Raw genomic sequence first — 20,004 nt, 5'->3', positions numbered from 1 at the left:
CTGATAGATTATCAGAGCACTGATATGGCGCGCAAGACTGCACGGTCCACCGGCACGGTTCGTAAGACATCAAAAATCGAAAAATCGAAAAATCCCACTCGGAGCCGGAAAGCGCCCGCCGAGACAGATCCGGCACTTGCAATCATCCGCCCACCACCACCCGGCCAGGGCAAGCGCGGCGAGCAAGGCTATCTCGCTTATCTCCTGCGGCAGGCCCAGGCGGCGACGCGGCTGACGATGGAGCGGGCGCTGGGAAAGCTCGGCGTTACCCCGCCACAGTTCGTCGTGCTGACGATGCTGCGCGCCTATCCCGGGCTGTCCGGCGCCGATCTCGCGCGGGTGGCGTTGCTGACGCCGCAGACCGTCGGCGTCATCATCCGCAATCTCGAGCGCGACGGCGCGATCCGGAAGACACCGCATCCGGTTCACGGCCGCGTCCTGCAATGGACGCTGACCAGGCGCGGAACCGCGCTCCTGGAAAAATGCCGGAGCCACGCCCGTGCCGTGGACCGGCGGCTGGCCAAGGGGCTCAACCCCAGGGCAGAACTGATCGTGCGGCGCTGGCTGTCCAAAATCGCCACAGAGCTGCAGGATAGCTAGGTTCCCGCGGCGATGTGACTTTTTGTGTCCTTGGATGGCGCCGCTAGATTGGCAGCATGAAGCAACTTGATTCTTTGAGATCCCTTACCCGCCGGGCTTTCCTGCAAGGCAGCATCGCGGCTGGCAGCCTGCTTGCCAGCCCATTCGCGGCGCTCGCCGCAGCACCACCCGGCTTCGACCAATGGCGCGACAATTTCCGCGCGCGCGCGCTCGCCAAGGGAATCTCGGCGGCGACCTGGACCCGCGTGATGGGCCGCATCGAGCCTGACATGAGCGTGTTCCGGCAAATGCAGAAGCAGCCGGAATTCAACGAACAAATCTGGCAATACATCAACCGTCGCGTCTCCGACTGGCGCATCATCAATGGCCGTGAGGCGCTCAAGAAGAACGAGGCGCTGTTCGCGCGGATCGAGAAGGATTTTGGCGTCGAGCGCGGCACGCTGTTGGCACTGTGGGGCGTTGAATCCGCCTACGGCGATCCGCTGGTGCAGCAGAACCACATGAAGCCGGTATTCCCTGCACTTGCCGCGCTCGCCTGGAACGAGCCGCGTCGCAAGGCTTATTGGGAGACCGAGCTGATCAATGCGCTCAGGATCGTCGATCGCGGCTGGAGCACGCCGGAGGAGATGCGCGGCTCCTGGGCCGGCGCCATGGGGCATTCGCAATGGATGCCGGAAGTGTGGCTCAATGTCGGCTTCGACTATGACGGCGATGGCAAGGTCTCGCCATTCGGCCGGCCGGACGATGCACTCGGATCAACCGCGAAATACCTCGTCAACCGCGGCAAATATCACCGCGGGCAACATTGGGGCTATGAAGTGCGGGCCAATGGCAACATGAGCGGCAGCCGCACCTATGCGGCATGGGCCGGCGCCGGCGTGACCCGCGCGGACGGCCTGCCATTCCCGCAGCCGAATGCATCGGCGCAGCTATGGATTCCGGTCGCCGGCGGCCCCGCCTTCCTGCTGGGTCCGAATTTCTATGCCGTGCGCAGCTACAATCCCTCAATGAACTATGCGTTGGCGATCTGCCATCTCGGCGACCGCATCCTCGGCGCGCCGCCCTTCATCCATCCCTTCCCCGGCTCCGAGCGTGCGCTGACGCTCGCCGAGGTGCAGGAAATGCAGACGCGACTGACAAAGGCCGGCTTCGATACCGGCGGCACCGACGGCCGCGTCGGCAATGACACCATGAAGGCGATCCGGGATTATCAGACCAAGATGAGCCTGTTGCCGGCCGACGGTTATGGCGGCCTGAAGGTGCTGGCGCGGTTGCGGCAGGGGAATTAGCGCAACCGTCATTGCGAGCACAGCGAAGCAATCCACGTCGCCGCGAGTTGAGAGATGGATTGCTTCGCTGCGCTCGCAATGACGGCAGGTGTCATGGTCGCCGCGCGACCGCACCCGCGTTCATGCCGCCGTCGATGACAAGCTCAGTCCCGGTCACGTAGCGCGACGCATCGGAGGCCAGATACAGCACGCCGCTGGCGATCTCCGCCGCCTGACCGGCGCGGCCGAGCGGGGTTGCAATCTTCGCACGTTCTTCGGGATCAATCGGCGCGTTCGCACGGTTCCCCGTCGCCTCCGTCGGGATCTTGCTCCAGATCGGGGTGTCGATGATGCCGGGATGGACCGAGTTGACGCGGATGCCGTCTCCCGCAGCGGCGCATTCCATCGCGACAGACTTCGCAAGCAGCCGCACGCCGCCTTTGGTCGCGGAGTATCCGGCAAGGCCCGCCGCGCCGCGCAGGCCCGCGAGCGAGGACATCATGATGACGGATCCGCCACCGCTCCTGCGCATCAGCGGCAGAGAATATTTCACCGAGAGGAAAACGCCGTCGAGATTGATCGCGGTCTGCCGGCGCCAGTCGGCAAGCGTCATGTCGGTGATCGACGGCACGGCGATGCCGATGCCGGCATTGGAGACCAGCACATCGAGCCGGCCGAACCGTTTCTCGATCTCCGAGATGATCTCCGCCCAGCGTGCCTCGCTGGTGACGTCCTGTTGCAGAAACACCGCTTTGCCGCCGGCCTTGTTGACGCCGGTAACGAGCTCCGGTCCCCTGAGCTCGTCGATATCGGTCGCTACGACCGTGGCGCCCTCCTGCGCCAGCAATTCCGCGACCGCCGCGCCAATGCCCGAGGCGCCGCCGGTGACCAGTGCCACCTTGCCTTCCACCTGTCCTGCCATGTGCTCTCCCCGACTGTTTTCTTATCTGATCACCGCGGGCCCCTGATCGGGGACCGCGACGTCGAGCACACGCAATTGCACACGTTCGCTGCCTTGCCAACGGTCGATCGCAAGGGAGCCCGCGACATGGAGCGGCTGGCCGCGATTTTGAATCAGCGCATTGCCGAGCTTTTGGCCGACGGAACGGAACGCCATGCCGTTCACGATCGCGCCGTCGCCCGATTTGAAGCGCAGTCGCAGATGCGCCTGTCCGACTTCATCGGCATAGACGAGCTGGTGCGACGGCAGCGCGATCACCGGCTCCGGATTGCCGCTGCCGAACGGGCCGGCGCGGTTCAGCATCGCGGCAAATTCCACCGCTACGGCGCGAGCGCTCACCGCGCCGTCGATGAACAATTCATTCTCGTGACGCGAATTGGCGACGTCGGCGGCGAGCACGCTTTCCAGATAGGCGCGGAACTCGGCGAGCTTCTCCTTTCGCAGCGTTACGCCTGCGGCCATCGCATGGCCGCCGCCCTTGAGCAGCAGGCCGTCCGCCACCGCCTGCCGCACCGCCTTGCCGAGATCGACGCCGCCGATCGAGCGACCCGAGCCGGTGCCGATGCCGCCCGGCTCGAGCGCGATGGCGAAGGCCGGCCTGCCAAATTTCTCCTTCAGGCGCGAGGCCACGAGGCCGACGACGCCGGGATGCCAGCCCTCGGCGGCCGTGACGATGACAGCGCCCTTGTCCTCCAATCCGAGCGAGGCCAGCGCCTCCGCCTCGGCCTGCGCTTCGGCCGCCTGCTCAATGACGCGCCGCTCGCTGTTGAGGCGGTCGAGTTCGGCCGCGATCCGTGCCGCCTCCGAGGGGTCGGATTCCAGAAGTAGCCGCACGCCGAGGTCGGCGCGCCCGATCCGCCCGCCCGCATTGATGCGCGGTCCCAGCATGAAGCCGAGGTGCCAGGCCTCCGGCGGGCCATTGAGCCGGGCCACATCCATCAGCGCGGTGTGCCCGACATGGTCGCGCCGGCGCAGCGCGATCAGCCCCTTGGCGACCAGAGCGCGGTTGAGCCCAATCAGCGGCGCGACGTCAGCCACCGTTCCAAGCGCGACGTGATGCAGCATGCCCAAGAGATCCGGCTCCGGCATTTCCGAAGTCCAGAAATCGCGCTGGCGCAATTCCCGGTTCACCGCGACCAGCGTCACCAGCACGAGGCCAACGGCTGCGAGATGACCAAGGCCGGAGAGATCGTCAGGCCGGTTGGGATTCACCAGTGCGTCCACCTCGGGCAGCACCTCGCCGCATTGATGGTGATCGATCACGACCACGGACATGCCGAGCCGCCGCGCCTCCGCCAGCGGCTCCAGGCTCGTGGTGCCGCAATCGACGGTGACCAGCAACGTCGCGCCCTTGGCGGCAAGCGCGCGCACGGCCTCCGTGTTGGGGCCGTAGCCCTCGAACAGGCGGTCGGGAATGTGGATCAGCGGATCGAGCCCGCAATGCCGCAAGTGCCAGGTGAGCAGCGCCGCCGAGGTTGCTCCGTCGACGTCGTAGTCGCCGAAGACCGCGACCTTCTCATTACGCATCGCCGCATCCGCGATCCGCCTTGCCGCCGCCTCCATCTCGGTCACGGTGAAGGGATCCGGCATCAATTTGCGGATGGTGGGATCGAGGAAATCCGGCACATCATCGATCGCGACGTCGCGGCCCGCGAGCACCCGCGCCAGCATTTCCGGCAGTTGGTGGCGCTGCGCGATCGCGAGCGCCCGCGCCGCTCCCCGCGCGTCCAAACGGTCGCGCCAGAATTTGCCCGTGAGCGAGCGCGCCACGCCGAGAAAGGCCGGCGGCATCTCTACGGGCAGGACGGCGGTGTGCAGCGTCATAACGATCCCGACGACGAGTGGCGCTCGCATGAGAGCGAATCAGAGCTGCCATCCTCGACCCTGAGCGGGCGATCGCGAAGCGCTGCCAGGCGGTTTTGCCCGCTTTTCGAAGGAGACGGACGTTGCGGAATTGGCTTGCGGGGGTGTCGAGGCCTTCGTCGGGCGGTGTCAGGAGAGGGATTCACAACGGGAAATGGCGGAGTGCCCAAATAAAGTGCAGTCCCACATAGGTGGCAATTTCGGAAAATTAAGCCGATGTTAGCCGAAATCCCCGAAAAAGGACGCGTGTTTGATGTGCGATTTTTTGGTTCCGTTCCGTCCGCAGGAAGCGGTCAAAGGCTTAATGCAAGGGAAGTCCGGCTATGTCCATCGCGCTCCCGCGCGCGAAATCAATCGCGAGCGAATCGGCGGTCTCGCCTGACATCGACGATGAATCCGACATTTCGGCGCTGATCGCGCGGCTGACCGCGGAGGTCAATCAGATCGCCTGCGAGAAGACCAGGTCGATCCAGAAGATCACCAACCAGATGAAGATGCTGGCGCTGAATGCGCTGATCGAAAGCTCGCGCGCCGGCGCGCAAGGCGCGGGCTTTGCCGTGGTGGCGCAGGAAGTGCGCGGCGTCGGCCAGCAGGTCGAGACCATCGCGCGCGAGCTCGAGACGCAACTAACGCGGCGCACCGGCAGTCTCATGAGCTCGATCGAGCGCATGACCGACCGCTCGCGCGGCGAGCGCATGGTGGACCTGTCGCTGAACGCGATCGAGCTGATCGACCGCAACCTCTATGAACGCACCTGCGATGTGCGCTGGTGGGCGACCGATTCTGCCGTCGTCGACTGCGCTGCGTCACCGCAACCGGCGGTGGTCGCGCACACGTCCGAGCGGCTGGGCGTGATCCTTTCCGCGTACACCGTCTACCTCGATCTCTGGCTTTGCGATCTCGAGGGCAACGTGCTCGCCAACGGGCGCGCCGATCGCTTCAAGGTGATCGGCCAGAACGTCGCGGCCACAAAATGGTTTCGCCAGGCGCGCGACCTGCGCTCGGGCGACGACTATGTCGCCGGCGACGTCGAGTGCCAGCCGCTGCTCGGCAACGCGCAAGTCGCGACCTATTGCGCCAGCGTCCGCGAAGGCGGCAAGGCCCATGGCAAGCCGACCGGCGTGCTCGCGATCCATTTCGACTGGGAGCCGCAGGCACGCGCCATCGTGCAGGGCGTGCGCGTCGGCGCCGCCGACAAAGCGCGCGTGCTGCTGGTCGATTCCCATTTCCGGGTGATCGCGGCATCCGACGGCAAGGGCCTTCTGACCGAGCACGTCTCGCTGTCACTCGGCGGCCAGCGCAGCGGCTTCTACCACGACCGCTCCGGCGCGTTGGTCGCCTTCCACGCCACGCCGGGCTACGAGACCTACAAGGGTCTCGGCTGGTACGGCGTCATTCTCTGCGGGGCGGCTTCCTAGGCCTAGATCGGTGTGGTGTCCCCTCATGGTGAGGAGCGCCAGCGCGTCTCGAACCATGAGGCCCCGATCTCGCCCGCGGCCCATCCCTCGAGAGGGCCGCTGCGCGGCCTCCTCAGGCTGAGGGCTTTCTGCGTGGCGCTCTTCTTGGCTTTTCGCGACGAGCTGCTCAGCTAGCAACCCATCCGATCGGCGATCGCGCCGAAATCCTTGGCGACGATATCCCAGTCGCCGGTTGCTTCGAAGTCGACCTTCTGCAGCGGGCCGTATTCGGTCGGACGCGCCACAAAGGCGGTCTTCAGGCCGTTCTGCTGCGCATGCTTGAGATCGCCGTTGTGCGCGGCCACCATCATCACCTGCTCCGGCGGCAGGCACAGCAATTTCGCGGCGCCAAGATATGTCTCGGGATCAGGCTTGTAGTGCTCGAACAGTTCGGCCGACATAACGAGGTCCCAGGGCAGCCCTGCGAACTTCGCCATGTTGGTCAGCAGTGCGACATTGCCGTTCGAGAGCGGCGAGATGATGTATTTCGCCTTCAGCCGCGCCAGCCCCGCTACGCTGTCGGGCCAGGGATGCAGGCGGTGCCATCCCGTGGTGAGGTAATGCAGGTCGACGTCCGTCAATCCCTTGATGCCCTGCTGCTCGACCAGCTTCTCCAGTGAGCGGCGGTGCAGCACGTCGAGGATGACATAGCCGCGTTCAGGATGTTTGCGCACCTCGTCCATCGAGGCGACATAGACCGCGCGCCAGCCGTCAACCAGCGCGGACCAGTTGGCTTCGATGCCGCGCGTCTTCGCCCACTTCGTGAAGTCGTTGATCAGGCTGGTGCGCCAGTCGACGACGGTGCCGAACACGTCGAACACCAGCGCCTTCACCGCCGAAAGATCGGCCATGCTCGCCTCCCGTTTGTTTCTGACGCCGTCATTCCGGGTCCGATGCTTCGCATCGCCCCGGAATGACGAAGGAGTATCCTCAATCGAGATGGAACTTCTCGAGCTGGCGGTGCTCCGCCTTGATGTAGCGCACGGTGCCGGTGACCGAGCGCATCACCACCGTCTCGGTCTCGATCGTGTCCTTCTTGAACTTGACGCCCGTCAGCAGCGAGCCCGTGGTGACGCCGGTGGCGGCGAACAAGCAGTCGCCGCGCGCCATGTCCTCGATGCCGTAAATCATCTTCGGATCGGTGATGCCCATCTTGTGCGCACGCTCGCGCTTCTCCTCGCTGTCAAGGATCAGGCGGCACTGCATCTGGCCGCCGATGCAGCGCAGCGCTGCCGCGGCCAGCACGCCCTCGGGGGCACCGCCGGTGCCCATATAGATGTCAACGCCGGTCTCGTCCGGGTTGGTGGTGTGGATCACGCCGGCCACGTCGCCGTCGGTGATCAGGCGCACGGCGGCGCCAGTCGAGCGGATGCTCGCGATGATGTCGGCATGGCGCGGACGGTCGAGCACCAGAGCTGTGATCGCCGATGCCGGCACGCCCTTGGCCCTGGCGAGCCGCTGGATGTTGTCGGCCGGCGACGCGTCAAGCTCGATCACGTTCTTGTCGTAGCCCGGACCGATCGCGATCTTCTCCATGTAGACGTCGGGCGCGTGCAGCAGCGTGCCGCCATCGGCCATCGCCATCGTGGCGATCGCGCCCGGCATGTTCTTCGCGCAGAGCGTGGTGCCTTCCAGCGGATCGACGGCGATATCGACCTTCGGCCCGGCATTGAGCCCGACCTTTTCTCCGATGAACAGCATCGGCGCCTCATCGCGCTCGCCCTCGCCGATCACGATGGTGCCCTCGATCGGCAATTTGTTGAGTTCGCGGCGCATCGCGTCGACCGCGGCCTGGTCGGCCGCCTTCTCCTGGCCGTGGCCGCGCAGCCGCGCGGCCGACACCGCCGCCCGCTCCGTCACCCGCACGATTTCGAGCGTGAGAATGCGCTCGAGCAAAAGTTGCGGCGGGACGGAAATATGGGTCGACATCTCTGCACTCCTTCAGCCTTCGGGCCCCTCGCCCGCATTCAATCATCTAACGTAGAAGGCGTTCGCTATCGCACACTAATTTTTCTCAATTCGGATCACCTGCGGGCGACCGCTGATGACCCTGTCGCGCTGCACGGCCTTGAGCGCCCGGTGAACCGCATCTTCACTGGTCGCATAGGTAATCAGAATGACAGGAACCGGTGAAGCTTTTTTGGCCGAACCGTTAACATCACCGTCATTGCGGTGGCGCTGCACGATCGATTCCAGCGAAATCTTCTGTTCCGCAAGCCGCGTTGCGATGGTCGCGGCGGTGCCGGCGTGGTCGCGGGCCAGAAGGCGGATGTAATACCCGCCCTCATGGCGCTCCATCGGCGCCTTTGTCGTCGCGCGCAGGCTGTCGACCGGCCGGCCAAACGGCGTTGCGCGGATACCGCGCGCGACGTCGGCGATATCGGCAACGACGGCGGACGCGGTCGCCGCCCCGCCGGCGCCCGGCCCGACCAGTGTGATCGGCGGAATGCCCTCACCGTCGATCGTCACCGCATTGGTGACGCCCATCACTTGGGCAATCGACGAAGATTTCGGCACCATGGTGGGATGCACGCGCTGCTCGATGCCCTTTGCAGTTCGCACCGCAACGCCGAGCAGCTTGACGCGATATCCGAGTTCCTCCGCCGCACGCAGGTCTTCGGGCGTGATCGAGGAAATGCCTTCGACATAGACGGCGGTTTGCGCGACCTTGGTCCCGAAGGCGAGGCTCGCCAGGATCGCGAGCTTTTGCGCGGTGTCGTGTCCGTCGACGTCAAAGGACGGATTGGCTTCGGCATAACCGAGCCGCTGCGCGTCCTTCAAACATTCCTCAAACGACAGTCCCTCATGCTCCATCCGCGTCAGGATGTAATTGCAGGTGCCGTTGAGGATGCCGTAAACGCGATTGACGCTGGTGCCGGAGAGCCCCTCGCGCAGCGTCTTGATCACGGGAATGGCCGCGCCGACCGCGGCCTCGTAATTCAGTGCGCTGCCATGCTGCTCCGCGGCCTTGGCGAGCCGCAGCCCATGCTTGGCGATCAGCGCCTTGTTGGCTGTCACCACCGACTTGCCGGCCTTCAGCGCAGTCTCGATCGCCGAGAAGGCGGGATCATCGGCGCCCCCCATCAATTCGACGAAGCAATCGACATTGGAATCCTCGGCCAGCGCCTGCGGGCTTTCGGCCCAGTCGATGCCGCGCAAATCGAGTCCGCGCTTCTTCTTCGAACGCGCGGTGACCGCGACGACGCGCACGCCGCGGCCGCTGCGCGCCGCCAAGGCGGCACCCTGCTGCTCAATAAGACGGACGACTTCGGCGCCAACGGTGCCGAGCCCCGCTATGCCCACTTTCAGCGGTGCGACCATTGCAAACAGACCTGCCGGAGGAGATTAACGCCGGTTGGCGAGAGGAACCACGTTGTGCAACGTTTCGATGCCGCTTTCAAGGAAGCGGCGCACACCGCGCGCGGCCTGGCGAATACGTTGCTCGTTTTCCACCATCGCGATGCGGACAAAGCCTTCGCCGTGCTCGCCGAAGGCAACGCCAGGCGACACCACCACGCCGGACTTCTCCACCAAGAGGGTTGCGAACTGCATGCTGCCAACATCCTCGAACGCTTTCGGCAGCGGCGCCCAGGCGAACATCGAAGCTTGCGGCGGCGGGATATCCCAGCCGGCGCGGCCGAACGCCTCTACCAGCGTGTCGCGCCGGCGGCGGTAGGTCTCGCGCATTTCGCGGATACAGTCGTCCGGCCCGTTCAGCGCCGCGGTCGCGGCCACCTGGATCGGCGTGAAGGCGCCGTAATCGAGATAGGATTTCACCCGCGCCAGCGCCGCGATGATACGCTCATTGCCGACCGCAAAGCCCATGCGCCAGCCGGCCATCGAATAGGTCTTCGACATCGAGGTGAATTCGACGGTGACATCCATCGCGCCCGGCACCTGCAGCACCGAAGGCGGCGGATTGTTGTCGTCGAAATAAACTTCGGCGTAAGCGAGATCCGACAGGATGAATATCTCGTGCTTCTTCGCAAAGGCGACGAGGTCTTTGTAGAAGTCGAGATCGGCGACATAGGCCGTCGGGTTGGAGGGATAGCAGACCACGAGCGCGAGCGGTTTCGGGATCGAATGGATGATCGCCCGTTCCACCGCCTCGAAGAATTGCGGCGTCGGCTCCGACGGCACCGAGCGGATCACCCCGCCCGCCATCAGGAAGCCGAAGGCATGGATCGGATAGCTCGGATTCGGGCACAGGATGACGTCGCCGGGCGCGGTGATCGCCTGCGCCACATTGGCAAAGCCCTCCTTCGAGCCCAGCGTCGCCACCACCTGGGTGTCCGGATTGAGCTTCACGCCGAATCGCCGCGCGTAATACGCAGCCTGCGCCTTGCGAAGGCCGTTGATGCCCCGCGAGGCCGAATAGCGGTCGGTCCGCGGCTTGCCGAGGGTTTCCTTCAACTTCTCGAGCACATGGGGCGGCGTCGACAGGTCCGGGTTGCCCATGCCCATGTCGATGATGTCGGCCCCGGCATTACGCGCCGCTGCCTTGGCCTGGTTGACCTTCTCGAACACGTAAGGCGGCAGACGGCGAATGCGATAGAACTCTTCCATGGGCCCTTTGCTCCGACGACCGGCACGGCAGAATCGCGCGCGTTTACGCGGTTTGCCGAGACCAAGCCCGGTTTGGCCCGGAAATTACGCCCAATCAATGACTTAGAGCGTTTCCAGACGCAAAATCTGGGCTCGGCGACCGGATATGCGGTTGAATTGAGGTTCTTTTAGCATGTAGCGGTGGCAGCGCCAGCGATTAGCTTGCTGCCGCTTCACTTGCCGGCGCTTTGTGCGGCCGTGGCTTGGCGGTCGCGTGCGGCCTTCAGCTCGGCCTCGATCTTGGCCTGCTCCGCCGGCTTCATCGGCGCCTCCTCACGATCCGGCGGCATATCGTGCACCGGAAGATAGCCGCTGGCCTCCTTCGGACGCGCCGGGGCATCGGCTGGCACCCCGACGCCGGGAAGATCCGCGATCGACGTGGAGCAGCCGCCAAGCGCAACCGCGCACCCGAGCAGCGCGCCGACCGCGAGCAGCCTTTTCATTCGATCGATACGCATACGTCCGGAAGTCCCCACTTGCCGGTAACCAATCACTGGTACGAGCTTTGCAGCGACAAATCGTCTAATCGCTTCGGCTCTGCCCTAACCGTTCAAACCATTGTCGCCCGAAACGATTAAGTCGTGAACAACAAATCCGATTGATGCGGCTTCAATGTGTCGGAACTGGGAGGAATTTGTCGCAGTGCAACAATGCGAAAACCTAGAGAAATCCTACATCTTGCTTGCCGCACCGCGCGATGACGCGGCTCAATTGAAGCGATAGTGTCCACTGCATGAGCGACGTTACCCTCGAAACCCAGGCCACAAAGAAGTTCGACGGCGAAGCCTTCGCAATGAACATTGCGCGTGCGCTGGAGAGCTCCGGCCAGGCGCTTGCGGCCTATCTGAAGCCGCGCGAAAACGCTGACATCAAGGACAAGGCGGGAGGCGAGTTTGCGGAGGTGATCAAGACCTTCACCGCGGTCGTCGAATACTGGCTCTCGGACCAGGATCGGGCCGCTGACCTGCAGACCAAGCTTGGCAAGGCCTATCTCGACCTGTTCGGCTCAGCCGCCCGCCGCATGGCCGGCCAGGAAGCCAAGGCCGCGATTGACCCCGCACCGCGCGACAAGCGCTTCGCCGACCCGGAATGGCGGTCGAACCAGTTCTTCGACTTCATCCTGCAGCTCTATCTGCTCACCACGCAATGGGCGCAGGAGCTGGTGCGCAACGCCGAGGGCATCGACCCACACACCCGCAAAAAGGCCGAGTTCTACGTCCAGCAGATCGCCAACGCGCTGGCGCCGTCGAATTTCGTTTTGACCAATCCGGAAGTGCTGCGCACCACGATGGAGACCAACGGCGACAACCTCGTTCGCGGCATGAAGATGCTGGCGGAGGACATCGAGGCCGGCCACGGCACGCTGCGGATCCGCCAGTCCGACCCGACCAACCTCGCGGTCGGCGTCAACATGGCAACCACGCCGGGCAAGGTGATCTATCAAAACGAGTTGATGCAGTTGATCCAGTACTCGCCGACCACGGAGACGGTGCTGCGCACACCGCTCCTGATCGTGCCGCCATGGATCAACAAGTACTACATCCTCGATCTCAGGCCCGAGAAGTCCTTCATCAAATGGTGCGTCGACCAGGGACTGACCGTGTTCGTGATCTCCTGGGTCAATCCCGATCGCGATCTCGGCAAGAAGACCTTTTCCGACTACATGACCGAAGGACCGCTGACCGCGATGGACGTCATCGAGAAGGTGACGGGCGAGATGAAGGTTCACACCGTCGGCTATTGCGTCGGCGGCACCCTGCTGGCCGCGACGCTCGCCTGGCTCGCCGAGAAGCGCCGGGTGCGGGTCACCTCGGCCACGTTCTTCGCCGCGCAGGTCGACTTCACTCATGCCGGCGACCTCCTGGTGTTCGTCGACGAGGACCAGATTTCCGCGCTCGAGCGCGACATGGAGCAGCGTGGCGTGCTCGAGGGCAGCAAGATGGCGATGGCCTTCAACATGCTGCGCTCGAACGACCTGATCTGGAATTATGTCGTCAGCAACTACCTGAAGGGGCAGCCGCCCTCCTCGTTCGACCTGCTGCACTGGAACTCCGACGCGACGCGGATGCCGGCGGCGAACCATTCCTATTACCTGCGCAACTGCTATCTGGAGAACCGGCTTTCCTCCGGCACCATGGTGCTGGACAACACGCTGCTCGATCTCTCCAAGGTGAAGGTGCCGGTCTACAACCTCGCGACCCGCGAGGATCACATCGCGCCGGCCGAATCGGTGCTGTACGGATCGCAATTCTTCGGCGGGCCGGTGAAATATGTGCTGTCCGGCTCCGGCCATATCGCCGGCGTGGTCAACCCGCCTGCGGCCAACAAGTACCAGTACTGGACCAACGACAACATCAAGGACGCCAAGCTTTCCGACTGGCTGAAGAGCGCCAAAGAGCACACGGGATCGTGGTGGCCCGATTGGCGCGAATGGCTGGAAAGCATCGATGCCGAGACAGTGCCTGCGCGCGCGGTCGGCTCGGAGGCACTGCCACCGATCGAAGAAGCTCCCGGCAGCTATGTCCGGGTTCGCGCATAGCGCGAGGCGCGCCGCTTCGGTATAATCAAGCGTCCATCGGAGCAGAAAAACCATCAGGCTCCAGACGGGACGCAGCTCAACCGAGGGGAAACCAATGACGCGCGAACTGTTCTGGCTGACGCTGACGGTAATCCTGACCGGAATATTGTGGATTCCCTACGCCATCAACCGCTGCCAGGTCCGCGGCCTCGCCGGCGCGATGGCCAATCCGTCGCGCAACGACAAGCCTCACGCCGACTGGGCGAACCGGCTGATGTTCGCGCATGACAACGCGGTCGAGAACCTCATCATTTTCGCGCCGCTGGTCTTGATCCTCAACGCAATCGACTACTCGACCAAATGGACCGTGCTCGCTTGCGCCGTCTATTTCTGGTCCCGCGTCGCGCACCTGATCGTCTATACGCTCGGCCTGCCGGTGTTCCGCACCCTCGCCTTCGTCATCGGCTTCCTCGCGCAAGCCGTGCTCGCGCTGGCGATCTTCAGGGCGTTCTGATTACAGTGCTTCACGGCTGTGGCCTGGCCTCGGGCTTCACGCTCAAATCCATCGATGCCGTCAGCTTGGCGCGAATGTAGTCGCCAGCCAACACGGGCTCGTACAGCGCGGGATGCTCCGCATCGACGCAAGTCGGGAGGCAGGCGACTTCGGCCGACTCGTTCGGTCCCGTGAAGGCCACCATGGAGAGGCGCGCGGTCGAGCCTGTGAGGCTGCGATCGGGGTTGGATACCCGATGCAGCGTCGAGCGCCAGCGGCCATTGGTCCATCGCGACATCAGATCGCCGACATTGATCACGAAGGAGTTCGGGACGACGCCAACCTCGCTCCATGTCCCGTCGCGATCACAGACCTCGAGACCGCCCGGCGCCTCGTCCTGCCGCAGGATGGTCAGGCCACCGTAGTCATGATGGGCGCCATAGCGCAATTGACCCGGCGCAGGCGGTTGCGGCTGATCGGGATAATGCACAAAGCGCAGCGTGATCGATGGATCGGCATACGAGGACGCGAAATAGTCTTCTGGCAGATCGAGGGCCAACGCCGAAAGACGCGTGAGATGGGCGGCGAGCGTCATAATCTCGGCCGACCAGGCTTCAACCAAGTCTCGAAGCCCGACCGGACTGGCGGGCCATATATTCGGCCGGCCGCTGTGGGCTTCCCGGTGCGGAGCCGCAAACACCAGGGCCTCGCACAGGTCAGGCGGCGTTTCGCCCGACAGGGTCTTGGCGACACTCTCGATTCCGATCGGCAGATAGCCGCGCCCCTTGGTCTTCTCGGGTGCCGTATTCTGCAGCTTCGTCGCCATGGACTGCGCGAAATAATCCTTCACAGCGCCATAGGTGTCGCTCGCGAGCTGTTCCGGCACCCCGTGCCCGACCACAACGGCGAAACCGATACTTTCGAACGCATGACCAAACGCCAGTCCGACCTTCTGGCGGGCCGCATCGTCACCGTGGACGAAGGGGGCTATATCGACGATGGGAAGAGTCATCTGAGGCATCGAAATCTCTCGGCAAACAGATCAGGTGGTCGAGCGGTCATTTGGTGTTGCTGAATCGCAGCGTGTAGGCGGATCTCACGTCGAGCGTTCTCGGATAGACTCCTGCCGTGGCGAGCGTGTCGAAGAAGCGGGTCCAGCGTTCGTCGGTCATGGCGCCAATCCCCAGCCTGTCGGCATCGCCCCCAAGGACAAGCTCGCGCTTGCGCATCTGATCGAGCTTGAAGCGGAACAGTTCCTCTCCCCCGGTTGGATTGACGGCGAGGATAGCTTTCATGGCCGGTGTGGCGTCACCCGTCATACATTCTTCGAACCCCTTTCGGGTTGCATCGACGAAGGCCTGAACGGTGTTGGAATGACCTTCAATATAGGCGTCGGTGGCGAAGATCGTGGTCGCATAATTGTCGTAGCCATAGTCGGCAAGCAGGATCGATACGGGCGGTGCAGGCAAGGCCTTGCCGAGCAGCAAGGCGTCTTCGGTGATATAGCCTTGCTGCACGGCCTTGGGATCGGCAAGAAACGGCGCAGCCGAATAGCTGTAGGCCGCCAGTTGATCATCCGAGAAGCCGAACTTGGCTTTCAGGAATTGCCAGAATTCGTTTCGTGAGAACTGGCCGATCATGATCCGCCGGTCCTTCACGTCCTGCAGGGTGGAAACGCCCTGGCCCGCATGAGCCACCAGCGTCTGCGGGTCCTTCTGGAAAAATGCCGCGACCGTACGGGCCTTAACGCCCCGATTGACCAGATTGAGCGTTGTGAAACTCGACCCCATGCCCATGTCGATTTCGCCGGCAGCGACCATGAGGGGCATATTGACGTTTGGATTGCCGGGACGAAGTTCGACGTCGAGGCCTGCGTCCTTGTAGTAGCCCTTGGCCTGGGCCTGGAAGAACCCGCAGTGCTCCCCTTGTGGCACCCAGTTTAGGCCGTAAACAACCTTATCGAGCGCCTGGGCTGGCGAACCCATGACCGACAAGGCCATCGCACAGATAGCAAGACACTGTTTCATGAGTGTAGCGGTCCGCATGCCTGCCCCTTTGGACTGGAAATGATTCAGCCGACCGTCGGGTAGCCATCGTCGTCACCACAACGGCAAGCTGAGCCTGCGGGCCAGCTTCATCTCCGTGTTTGCGGAGCGCTCGCGACCACTGGATTGCAAGGCAATAGGAAGTCTTGCACTGCAAAGCGTTGCGTACGAGCATCATTTTTTGCGCATTGTGTTCGCAAAAAGCGTACGCAGACAGGATGCGCCCTGTGCGCGCCAGCTATCGGATCGCGGGCGCGCGCCCTCATCTGCGGCAACTGACCTCATCCAGTTTTCTGGTGAGCCTTTGAGCGCGTCCCTATTGTGCCGATCGTCCAATGTCGCTCCGGCAGAATCGTGACCGCATCGCTGTGCGCAACGCGGTCACGCTGACGGGAACAGTGTCGCCCGCTTCAGGCTTAGGCCTCAGCGAGCCCCAGCATCAGCCGCATGTTCTGCACCGCCGCGCCGGAGGCACCTTTGCCCAGGTTGTCGAGCCGCGCGACCAGCACCGCCTGATGGTGCTTGTCGCTGGCAAAGACATACAGTTCGAGCCTATTGGTCTCATTCAGCGCCTCGGGCTCGATCCGCCCGCTCTTGGCAGCCTCATTCTCAAGCGGCATGACCGAGACATAGCGGCTTCCGGCGTAGCGTTTCGCCAGCGCGTCGTGAAGGTCGGCCGCGCCGGGCTTGCCCGGCAGCGTCTCGAGCTGCAACGGCACTGACACCAGCATACCCTGCCGGTAGTCGCCCACCGACGGCACAAAGATCGGCCGGCGCGTCAGCCGCGAGTAGAGCTGCATCTCCGGCACGTGCTTGTGCTCGAAGCCGAGACCATAAAGTTCGAAGGCTGGCGCGGTGCCATCCTCGAAGCTTGCGATCATCGACTTTCCGCCGCCGGAATAGCCGCTGACGGCGTTGACGGTGATCGGATAGTCCGCCGGCAGGACGCCGGCATCCACCAGCGGGCGGAGCAGCGCGATCGCGCCGGTCGGATAGCAGCCGGGGTTGGAGACCTTCCGGGCGGTGCGGATCTTGTCCGCCTGATCCGGGGCGAGCTCCGGAAAGCCGTACGCCCAGTCGCTGGCGACGCGGAACGCCGTCGACGCGTCGAGCACGCGGGGGGCCGCTGTGCCCATACTGTCGATCAGCGCTACGGTCTCCTTCGCGGCATCGTCCGGCAGGCAGAGGATCACCAGATCCACCTCCTCCATCAGCGCGCGCTTGGCACCTGCGTCCTTGCGCTTTTCTTCGGCAATGCTCTTCACCACCACGTCGTTCTGCAGCCGAAGCCGCTCATTGATGCCGAGGCCCGTTGTTCCGCTGGCACCGTCGACGAAGACGGCGGGCTTTGCGGAGCTGCCGACGGTCGGGGATGACTTGACGTCAGAGAGGCTCATGGCTCGCTCCTTTCGAGCGTGTTCGGTTCATTTGCAAAGGCTTGCGGCCGCGCTTCCCGCATCAGATGCGCAATCTGCTGCGCGCCGGCATCGGTCTGCGAGGCGAGCGCGCCCGCCACCGCTGCATAGTCGGTTTCGGATTTGTGCTGGTTGAGCTTGAAGCTACCCTCGACCTCTTCAACCGTCATCTCAAGGCCCACGATTGCCTTCTTCATTGCCTCCAGCCGCGCGGCAGTCATCTTCGCCGACGTCCACGGCTTCTTCGGCAACAGCCTGTTCTCGAACTTGGCGCTGAGCGTATCGATCTGCACCGCAAGCTCATCATCCGATAGCGGCCGCACCGGACCGCTCAGGTGCACAGCCTGATAGAGCCAGGTCGGCACCTGATCCCGCGAGACGTACCAATCCGCCGACACATAGGCATCCGATCCAGTGACGGCCAGCAGCCAGGACGAAGTCCCCGCAAGCTTTATCAGCGGATTGTGACGGGCAAGATGAAACACCGCGCGCGGCGTCCCGTCCGCGGCATAGGACAGATAGAACGGCAGCGGCGAAGCGATCGGCTTGGCGCCGTCCCAGGCGCAGACAAGGCCGAACCCGCGCGCTTCCGCAAAGGCGAGACTTGCGGCGCGGTCGGGCTTGAACGGCGGTGGCGTATACATGTCGAACTCCGGAGGTGGCTAGGAGCCGCCAGATCGACCGCGTTGCTTTTCTTGGGAAAGACGCCGCGGGAGATGATCCGGCGGCAGAGGCGATGATCTTAAACGCAGACGACCGCCCATACCGCGCAAGCGCGGCGGCGACGGGCGATGGAATTGGTCGCAACGTGGATCATGCGTGAGCCTATAGGGGTGCGGAGCCTGATCGTCAAGGCGCAACGCCGTCATCCCGGGGCGACGCGGTAGCGTCCAACCCGGAATCGCGCGCCACAACCTCCAGCTTCCAGGTTCGCGCGCTAAAGGCGCGCGCCCCGGAATGACGAGCGTGGGACCAATTCAGATCACTGGATTCCACGGCGCCGGGATCACCCGGTAGCCATTGCCGTCCTTCTCGATATTGGCGAGGCCGGGGAACGGATAGTGGAAGCCCTGCAATTGCAGCTTCTCGGCGGCCACCATGTCGTAGACCCGGCGACGGGTCTTCTCGGCCATGTCGGCGTCCTGATCGAAGAAGGCGTGCCAGCCCGGATTGGTCGCGAACGGATTCGGATTGTTGGTGACGTCGGACTGGATGAACACCTTCCCCGAGCCGGACGACAACACGTAGGAGGTATGGCCCGGAGTGTGGCCAGCGGTCTCGACCGCGAGCAGTCCCGGCGCGACCTCCTTGCCCCATTCGTAGGGCGTCACCTTCTTCTGAAGGCTCGCCTCGAAGATGCTGCGGTTGTTCTTGAAAAGACCCTGCATGCGACCGGCCGGAGCTCGGCTCATCTCGCCATCATCCATCCAGAACTTCCACTCCACGGCAGGCACCAGCACCTCGGCGTTCGGAAACGCCGGCGTGCCGTCCGCCGTCAAGAGGCCATTCACATGATCGCCGTGGAAGTGGGAGATCACGACCATGTCGACCGCCTTGGGATCGAATCCCGCAGCCGTCATGTTGTCGATGAACAATCCGTTGGCGCCCTTGCTGTTGACCCTGGCAGTGGGGCCGTTGCCGGTGTCGAGAACGATGAGCTTGCCGCCGCTGTTGATCACGAGCGGGGCGAAATGGATCGTGAAGACGTCACGCGGCAGGAACGCCTTTTCCAGTGCCGCGTTCACTTCCTCCTTCTTCGCATTGGTGATGAAGGAGTCTTCCAGCTTGAAGACGTTCTTGCCGTCGGACACCACGGTGACCTGGATGTCACCGACCTTGTAGCGGTAGAAGCTCGGCGCCTGTTTGTCCGCGAGCGGCGCCGCGGCCTGTGCGGAAACGTTCGGCAACAGTGGCGCAGCAGCAATAGCGGCTGCGCCCGCGAGGGCATGACGACGTGTGATTTCCATGATGCTCTCCCACTGAAACGACGATCGCGGTATTTCCGCGTTGGCTTCCTGCAAGGACCCAATCTACCGGAAAATGGAGCGCCCAGTATCGACGGAGCTAACCCCCGCCTGAGGCGCTTATTCCACGTCTCACACCGTTCGCCACAACCACTCGGCGATGCGCGCCATCACGTCCCCGAACAGCAGCAGCACCGCCGACCACACCAGCGCGGAGATGAAATTGGCGATCTGGAATGGCCAATATGACATCTCGAAGATACCGGCCGCGAGCGGAACCGAGGCGCGCAAGGGTCCAAAGAAGCGGCCAATGAAGATGCTGGGCACGCCCCATTTGCGTACGAAGGCTTCGCCGCGCGGCAGGATCTCCGGGTAGCGCGACAGCGGCCACATCTGCGCGACCTTTTCCTTGTAGCGGTAGCCGAACCAATAGGAGACCCAGTCGCCGAGCGCCGCGCCGATGCCGCCGGCGATCCAGACCGGCCAGAAACTAATACCGCTCACCCCGATCAGCGCACCGATCGCGACAAGCGCACCCCAGGCTGGGATCAGCAACGAAACAAAGGCGAGCGACTCGCCGAACGCCAGCACGAGCACGATTGGCGCGGCCCAAGCCTGGTGGTCGCGCACGAAATCGGCCACGGCACGCGCAAATTCTTCCATATAATGAACGCCTTCCCCGCCCCGCTCAGGTGGCTTGAACCTTTCTGCGGGCTCATAGCCTAAGGACAGGTAAGCCAGCCCCTTGCGTGACAATCAAGTCACAAAGCCGAAGGAAGGGGCGTGATTTCAGTTCCCGGCCCCATGGCCGCGGC

The 20,004-nt window shown here is 63.7% G+C and carries 18 protein-coding genes; 5 read left to right on the top strand and 13 right to left on the bottom strand.

All coding sequences use genetic code 11. The features are described from left to right. Positions 1–24: 24 nt before the first annotated feature. Positions 25–600 (top strand): MarR family winged helix-turn-helix transcriptional regulator, encoded by a 576-nt coding sequence (locus AC5ZG5_RS05815; protein WP_456641554.1) that lies wholly within the window; start codon positions 25–27, stop codon positions 598–600. Positions 601–656: 56 nt separating this feature from the next. After that, positions 657–1,889, top strand: a complete 1,233-nt coding sequence (locus AC5ZG5_RS05810; protein WP_456641553.1) for a lytic murein transglycosylase — start codon at positions 657–659, stop codon at positions 1,887–1,889. Positions 1,890–1,980: 91 nt separating this feature from the next. Here the strand turns inward: AC5ZG5_RS05810 and AC5ZG5_RS05805 are convergent, their stop codons facing one another. Both AC5ZG5_RS05805 and recJ read right to left on the bottom strand, forming a co-directional pair. Further along, positions 1,981–2,790, bottom strand: coding sequence for an SDR family NAD(P)-dependent oxidoreductase (locus AC5ZG5_RS05805; RefSeq protein ID WP_456641552.1), 810 nt, complete (start codon positions 2,788–2,790; stop codon positions 1,981–1,983). Positions 2,791–2,811: 21 nt separating this feature from the next. Beyond that, positions 2,812–4,653, bottom strand: coding sequence for a single-stranded-DNA-specific exonuclease RecJ (gene recJ, locus AC5ZG5_RS05800; protein ID WP_456641684.1), 1,842 nt, complete (start codon positions 4,651–4,653; stop codon positions 2,812–2,814). 362 nt (positions 4,654–5,015) lie between these two features. On the opposite strand from recJ, the gene AC5ZG5_RS05795 reads away from it, so the two are divergent. Next, positions 5,016–6,110 (top strand): methyl-accepting chemotaxis protein, encoded by a 1,095-nt coding sequence (locus AC5ZG5_RS05795; RefSeq protein ID WP_028167851.1) that lies wholly within the window; start codon positions 5,016–5,018, stop codon positions 6,108–6,110. 170 nt (positions 6,111–6,280) lie between these two features. Here AC5ZG5_RS05795 and AC5ZG5_RS05790 read toward each other — a convergent pair whose 3' ends face one another. From AC5ZG5_RS05790 to AC5ZG5_RS05770, 5 genes are all read right to left on the bottom strand, one after another. Next, positions 6,281–7,000: a haloacid dehalogenase type II gene (locus AC5ZG5_RS05790; RefSeq protein ID WP_456641551.1), complete on the bottom strand. Its 720-nt coding sequence runs from the start codon at positions 6,998–7,000 to the stop codon at positions 6,281–6,283. 79 nt (positions 7,001–7,079) lie between these two features. Beyond that, the gene (glpX, locus tag AC5ZG5_RS05785; protein WP_456641550.1) at positions 7,080–8,078 is read right to left on the bottom strand and encodes a class II fructose-bisphosphatase; all 999 of its coding nucleotides are present in this window, start codon (positions 8,076–8,078) and stop codon (positions 7,080–7,082) included. A 75-nt stretch (positions 8,079–8,153) separates the two neighbouring features. Next, the gene (locus AC5ZG5_RS05780; protein WP_456641549.1) at positions 8,154–9,470 is read right to left on the bottom strand and encodes a homoserine dehydrogenase; all 1,317 of its coding nucleotides are present in this window, start codon (positions 9,468–9,470) and stop codon (positions 8,154–8,156) included. A 24-nt stretch (positions 9,471–9,494) separates the two neighbouring features. After that, positions 9,495–10,715, bottom strand: a complete 1,221-nt coding sequence (locus AC5ZG5_RS05775; protein ID WP_130228036.1) for an LL-diaminopimelate aminotransferase — start codon at positions 10,713–10,715, stop codon at positions 9,495–9,497. Positions 10,716–10,927: 212 nt separating this feature from the next. Continuing rightward, entirely contained in the window at positions 10,928–11,197 is a 270-nt protein-coding gene (locus AC5ZG5_RS05770) for a hypothetical protein (protein ID WP_456641548.1), read from the bottom strand. Positions 11,198–11,487: 290 nt separating this feature from the next. Between AC5ZG5_RS05770 and AC5ZG5_RS05765 the strand changes: the two genes are divergently transcribed. Together AC5ZG5_RS05765 and AC5ZG5_RS05760 are read left to right on the top strand one after the other, a co-directional pair. Then, the gene (locus tag AC5ZG5_RS05765; RefSeq protein WP_456641547.1) at positions 11,488–13,293 is read left to right on the top strand and encodes a PHA/PHB synthase family protein; all 1,806 of its coding nucleotides are present in this window, start codon (positions 11,488–11,490) and stop codon (positions 13,291–13,293) included. 94 nt (positions 13,294–13,387) lie between these two features. Next, entirely contained in the window at positions 13,388–13,786 is a 399-nt protein-coding gene (locus AC5ZG5_RS05760; RefSeq protein ID WP_456641546.1) for an MAPEG family protein, read from the top strand. Between the two features lie 10 nt (positions 13,787–13,796). On the opposite strand, the gene AC5ZG5_RS05755 is transcribed toward AC5ZG5_RS05760, so the two are convergent. From AC5ZG5_RS05755 to AC5ZG5_RS05730, 6 genes are all read right to left on the bottom strand, one after another. Beyond that, positions 13,797–14,786 (bottom strand): isopenicillin N synthase family dioxygenase, encoded by a 990-nt coding sequence (locus AC5ZG5_RS05755; RefSeq protein ID WP_456641545.1) that lies wholly within the window; start codon positions 14,784–14,786, stop codon positions 13,797–13,799. 37 nt (positions 14,787–14,823) lie between these two features. Beyond that, on the bottom strand, positions 14,824–15,810 hold the full coding sequence (locus AC5ZG5_RS05750; RefSeq protein WP_456641544.1) for an ABC transporter substrate-binding protein: 987 nt from the start codon (positions 15,808–15,810) through the stop codon (positions 14,824–14,826). A gap of 416 nt (positions 15,811–16,226) precedes the next feature. After that, on the bottom strand, positions 16,227–17,207 hold the full coding sequence (argC, locus tag AC5ZG5_RS05745) for an N-acetyl-gamma-glutamyl-phosphate reductase (protein ID WP_456641543.1): 981 nt from the start codon (positions 17,205–17,207) through the stop codon (positions 16,227–16,229). Further along, positions 17,204–17,869, bottom strand: coding sequence for an FMN-binding negative transcriptional regulator (locus AC5ZG5_RS05740; protein ID WP_456641542.1), 666 nt, complete (start codon positions 17,867–17,869; stop codon positions 17,204–17,206). The genes argC and AC5ZG5_RS05740 overlap by 4 nt, the downstream gene beginning before the upstream one ends. A 333-nt stretch (positions 17,870–18,202) precedes the next feature. Beyond that, positions 18,203–19,192 carry an MBL fold metallo-hydrolase gene (locus tag AC5ZG5_RS05735; RefSeq protein ID WP_456641541.1) on the bottom strand — a complete coding sequence of 330 codons (990 nt, stop codon included), beginning with the start codon at positions 19,190–19,192 and terminating at the stop codon, positions 18,203–18,205. A gap of 129 nt (positions 19,193–19,321) precedes the next feature. After that, positions 19,322–19,852, bottom strand: a complete 531-nt coding sequence (locus tag AC5ZG5_RS05730) for a DedA family protein (RefSeq protein ID WP_130228029.1) — start codon at positions 19,850–19,852, stop codon at positions 19,322–19,324. Positions 19,853–20,004: the final 152 nt, after the last annotated feature.

The organism is Bradyrhizobium sp. Ses1 (assembly GCF_059512365.1).
This window is presented reverse-complemented; position numbering and strand designations above follow the sequence as displayed.

Excerpts from the sequence above, each read along its gene's own strand:
- AC5ZG5_RS05730 (WP_130228029.1), bottom strand. The coding sequence starts at position 19,852 with ATGGAAGAATTTGCGCGTGCCGTGGCCGATTTCGTGCGCGACCACCAG.
- AC5ZG5_RS05805 (WP_456641552.1), bottom strand. The coding sequence starts at position 2,790 with ATGGCAGGACAGGTGGAAGGCAAGGTGGCACTGGTCACCGGCGGCGCC.
- AC5ZG5_RS05775 (WP_130228036.1), bottom strand. The coding sequence starts at position 10,715 with ATGGAAGAGTTCTATCGCATTCGCCGTCTGCCGCCTTACGTGTTCGAG.
- AC5ZG5_RS05780 (WP_456641549.1), bottom strand. The coding sequence starts at position 9,470 with ATGGTCGCACCGCTGAAAGTGGGCATAGCGGGGCTCGGCACCGTTGGC.
- AC5ZG5_RS05795 (WP_028167851.1), top strand. The coding sequence starts at position 5,016 with ATGTCCATCGCGCTCCCGCGCGCGAAATCAATCGCGAGCGAATCGGCG.
- AC5ZG5_RS05750 (WP_456641544.1), bottom strand. The coding sequence starts at position 15,810 with ATGCGGACCGCTACACTCATGAAACAGTGTCTTGCTATCTGTGCGATG.
- argC (WP_456641543.1), bottom strand. The coding sequence starts at position 17,207 with ATGAGCCTCTCTGACGTCAAGTCATCCCCGACCGTCGGCAGCTCCGCA.
- AC5ZG5_RS05810 (WP_456641553.1), top strand. The coding sequence starts at position 657 with ATGAAGCAACTTGATTCTTTGAGATCCCTTACCCGCCGGGCTTTCCTG.
- AC5ZG5_RS05755 (WP_456641545.1), bottom strand. The coding sequence starts at position 14,786 with ATGCCTCAGATGACTCTTCCCATCGTCGATATAGCCCCCTTCGTCCAC.
- AC5ZG5_RS05770 (WP_456641548.1), bottom strand. The coding sequence starts at position 11,197 with ATGAAAAGGCTGCTCGCGGTCGGCGCGCTGCTCGGGTGCGCGGTTGCG.
- AC5ZG5_RS05765 (WP_456641547.1), top strand. The coding sequence starts at position 11,488 with ATGAGCGACGTTACCCTCGAAACCCAGGCCACAAAGAAGTTCGACGGC.
- AC5ZG5_RS05740 (WP_456641542.1), bottom strand. The coding sequence starts at position 17,869 with ATGTATACGCCACCGCCGTTCAAGCCCGACCGCGCCGCAAGTCTCGCC.
- AC5ZG5_RS05760 (WP_456641546.1), top strand. The coding sequence starts at position 13,388 with ATGACGCGCGAACTGTTCTGGCTGACGCTGACGGTAATCCTGACCGGA.
- glpX (WP_456641550.1), bottom strand. The coding sequence starts at position 8,078 with ATGTCGACCCATATTTCCGTCCCGCCGCAACTTTTGCTCGAGCGCATT.
- recJ (WP_456641684.1), bottom strand. The coding sequence starts at position 4,653 with ATGACGCTGCACACCGCCGTCCTGCCCGTAGAGATGCCGCCGGCCTTT.
- AC5ZG5_RS05790 (WP_456641551.1), bottom strand. The coding sequence starts at position 7,000 with ATGGCCGATCTTTCGGCGGTGAAGGCGCTGGTGTTCGACGTGTTCGGC.
- AC5ZG5_RS05815 (WP_456641554.1), top strand. The coding sequence starts at position 25 with ATGGCGCGCAAGACTGCACGGTCCACCGGCACGGTTCGTAAGACATCA.
- AC5ZG5_RS05735 (WP_456641541.1), bottom strand. The coding sequence starts at position 19,192 with ATGGAAATCACACGTCGTCATGCCCTCGCGGGCGCAGCCGCTATTGCT.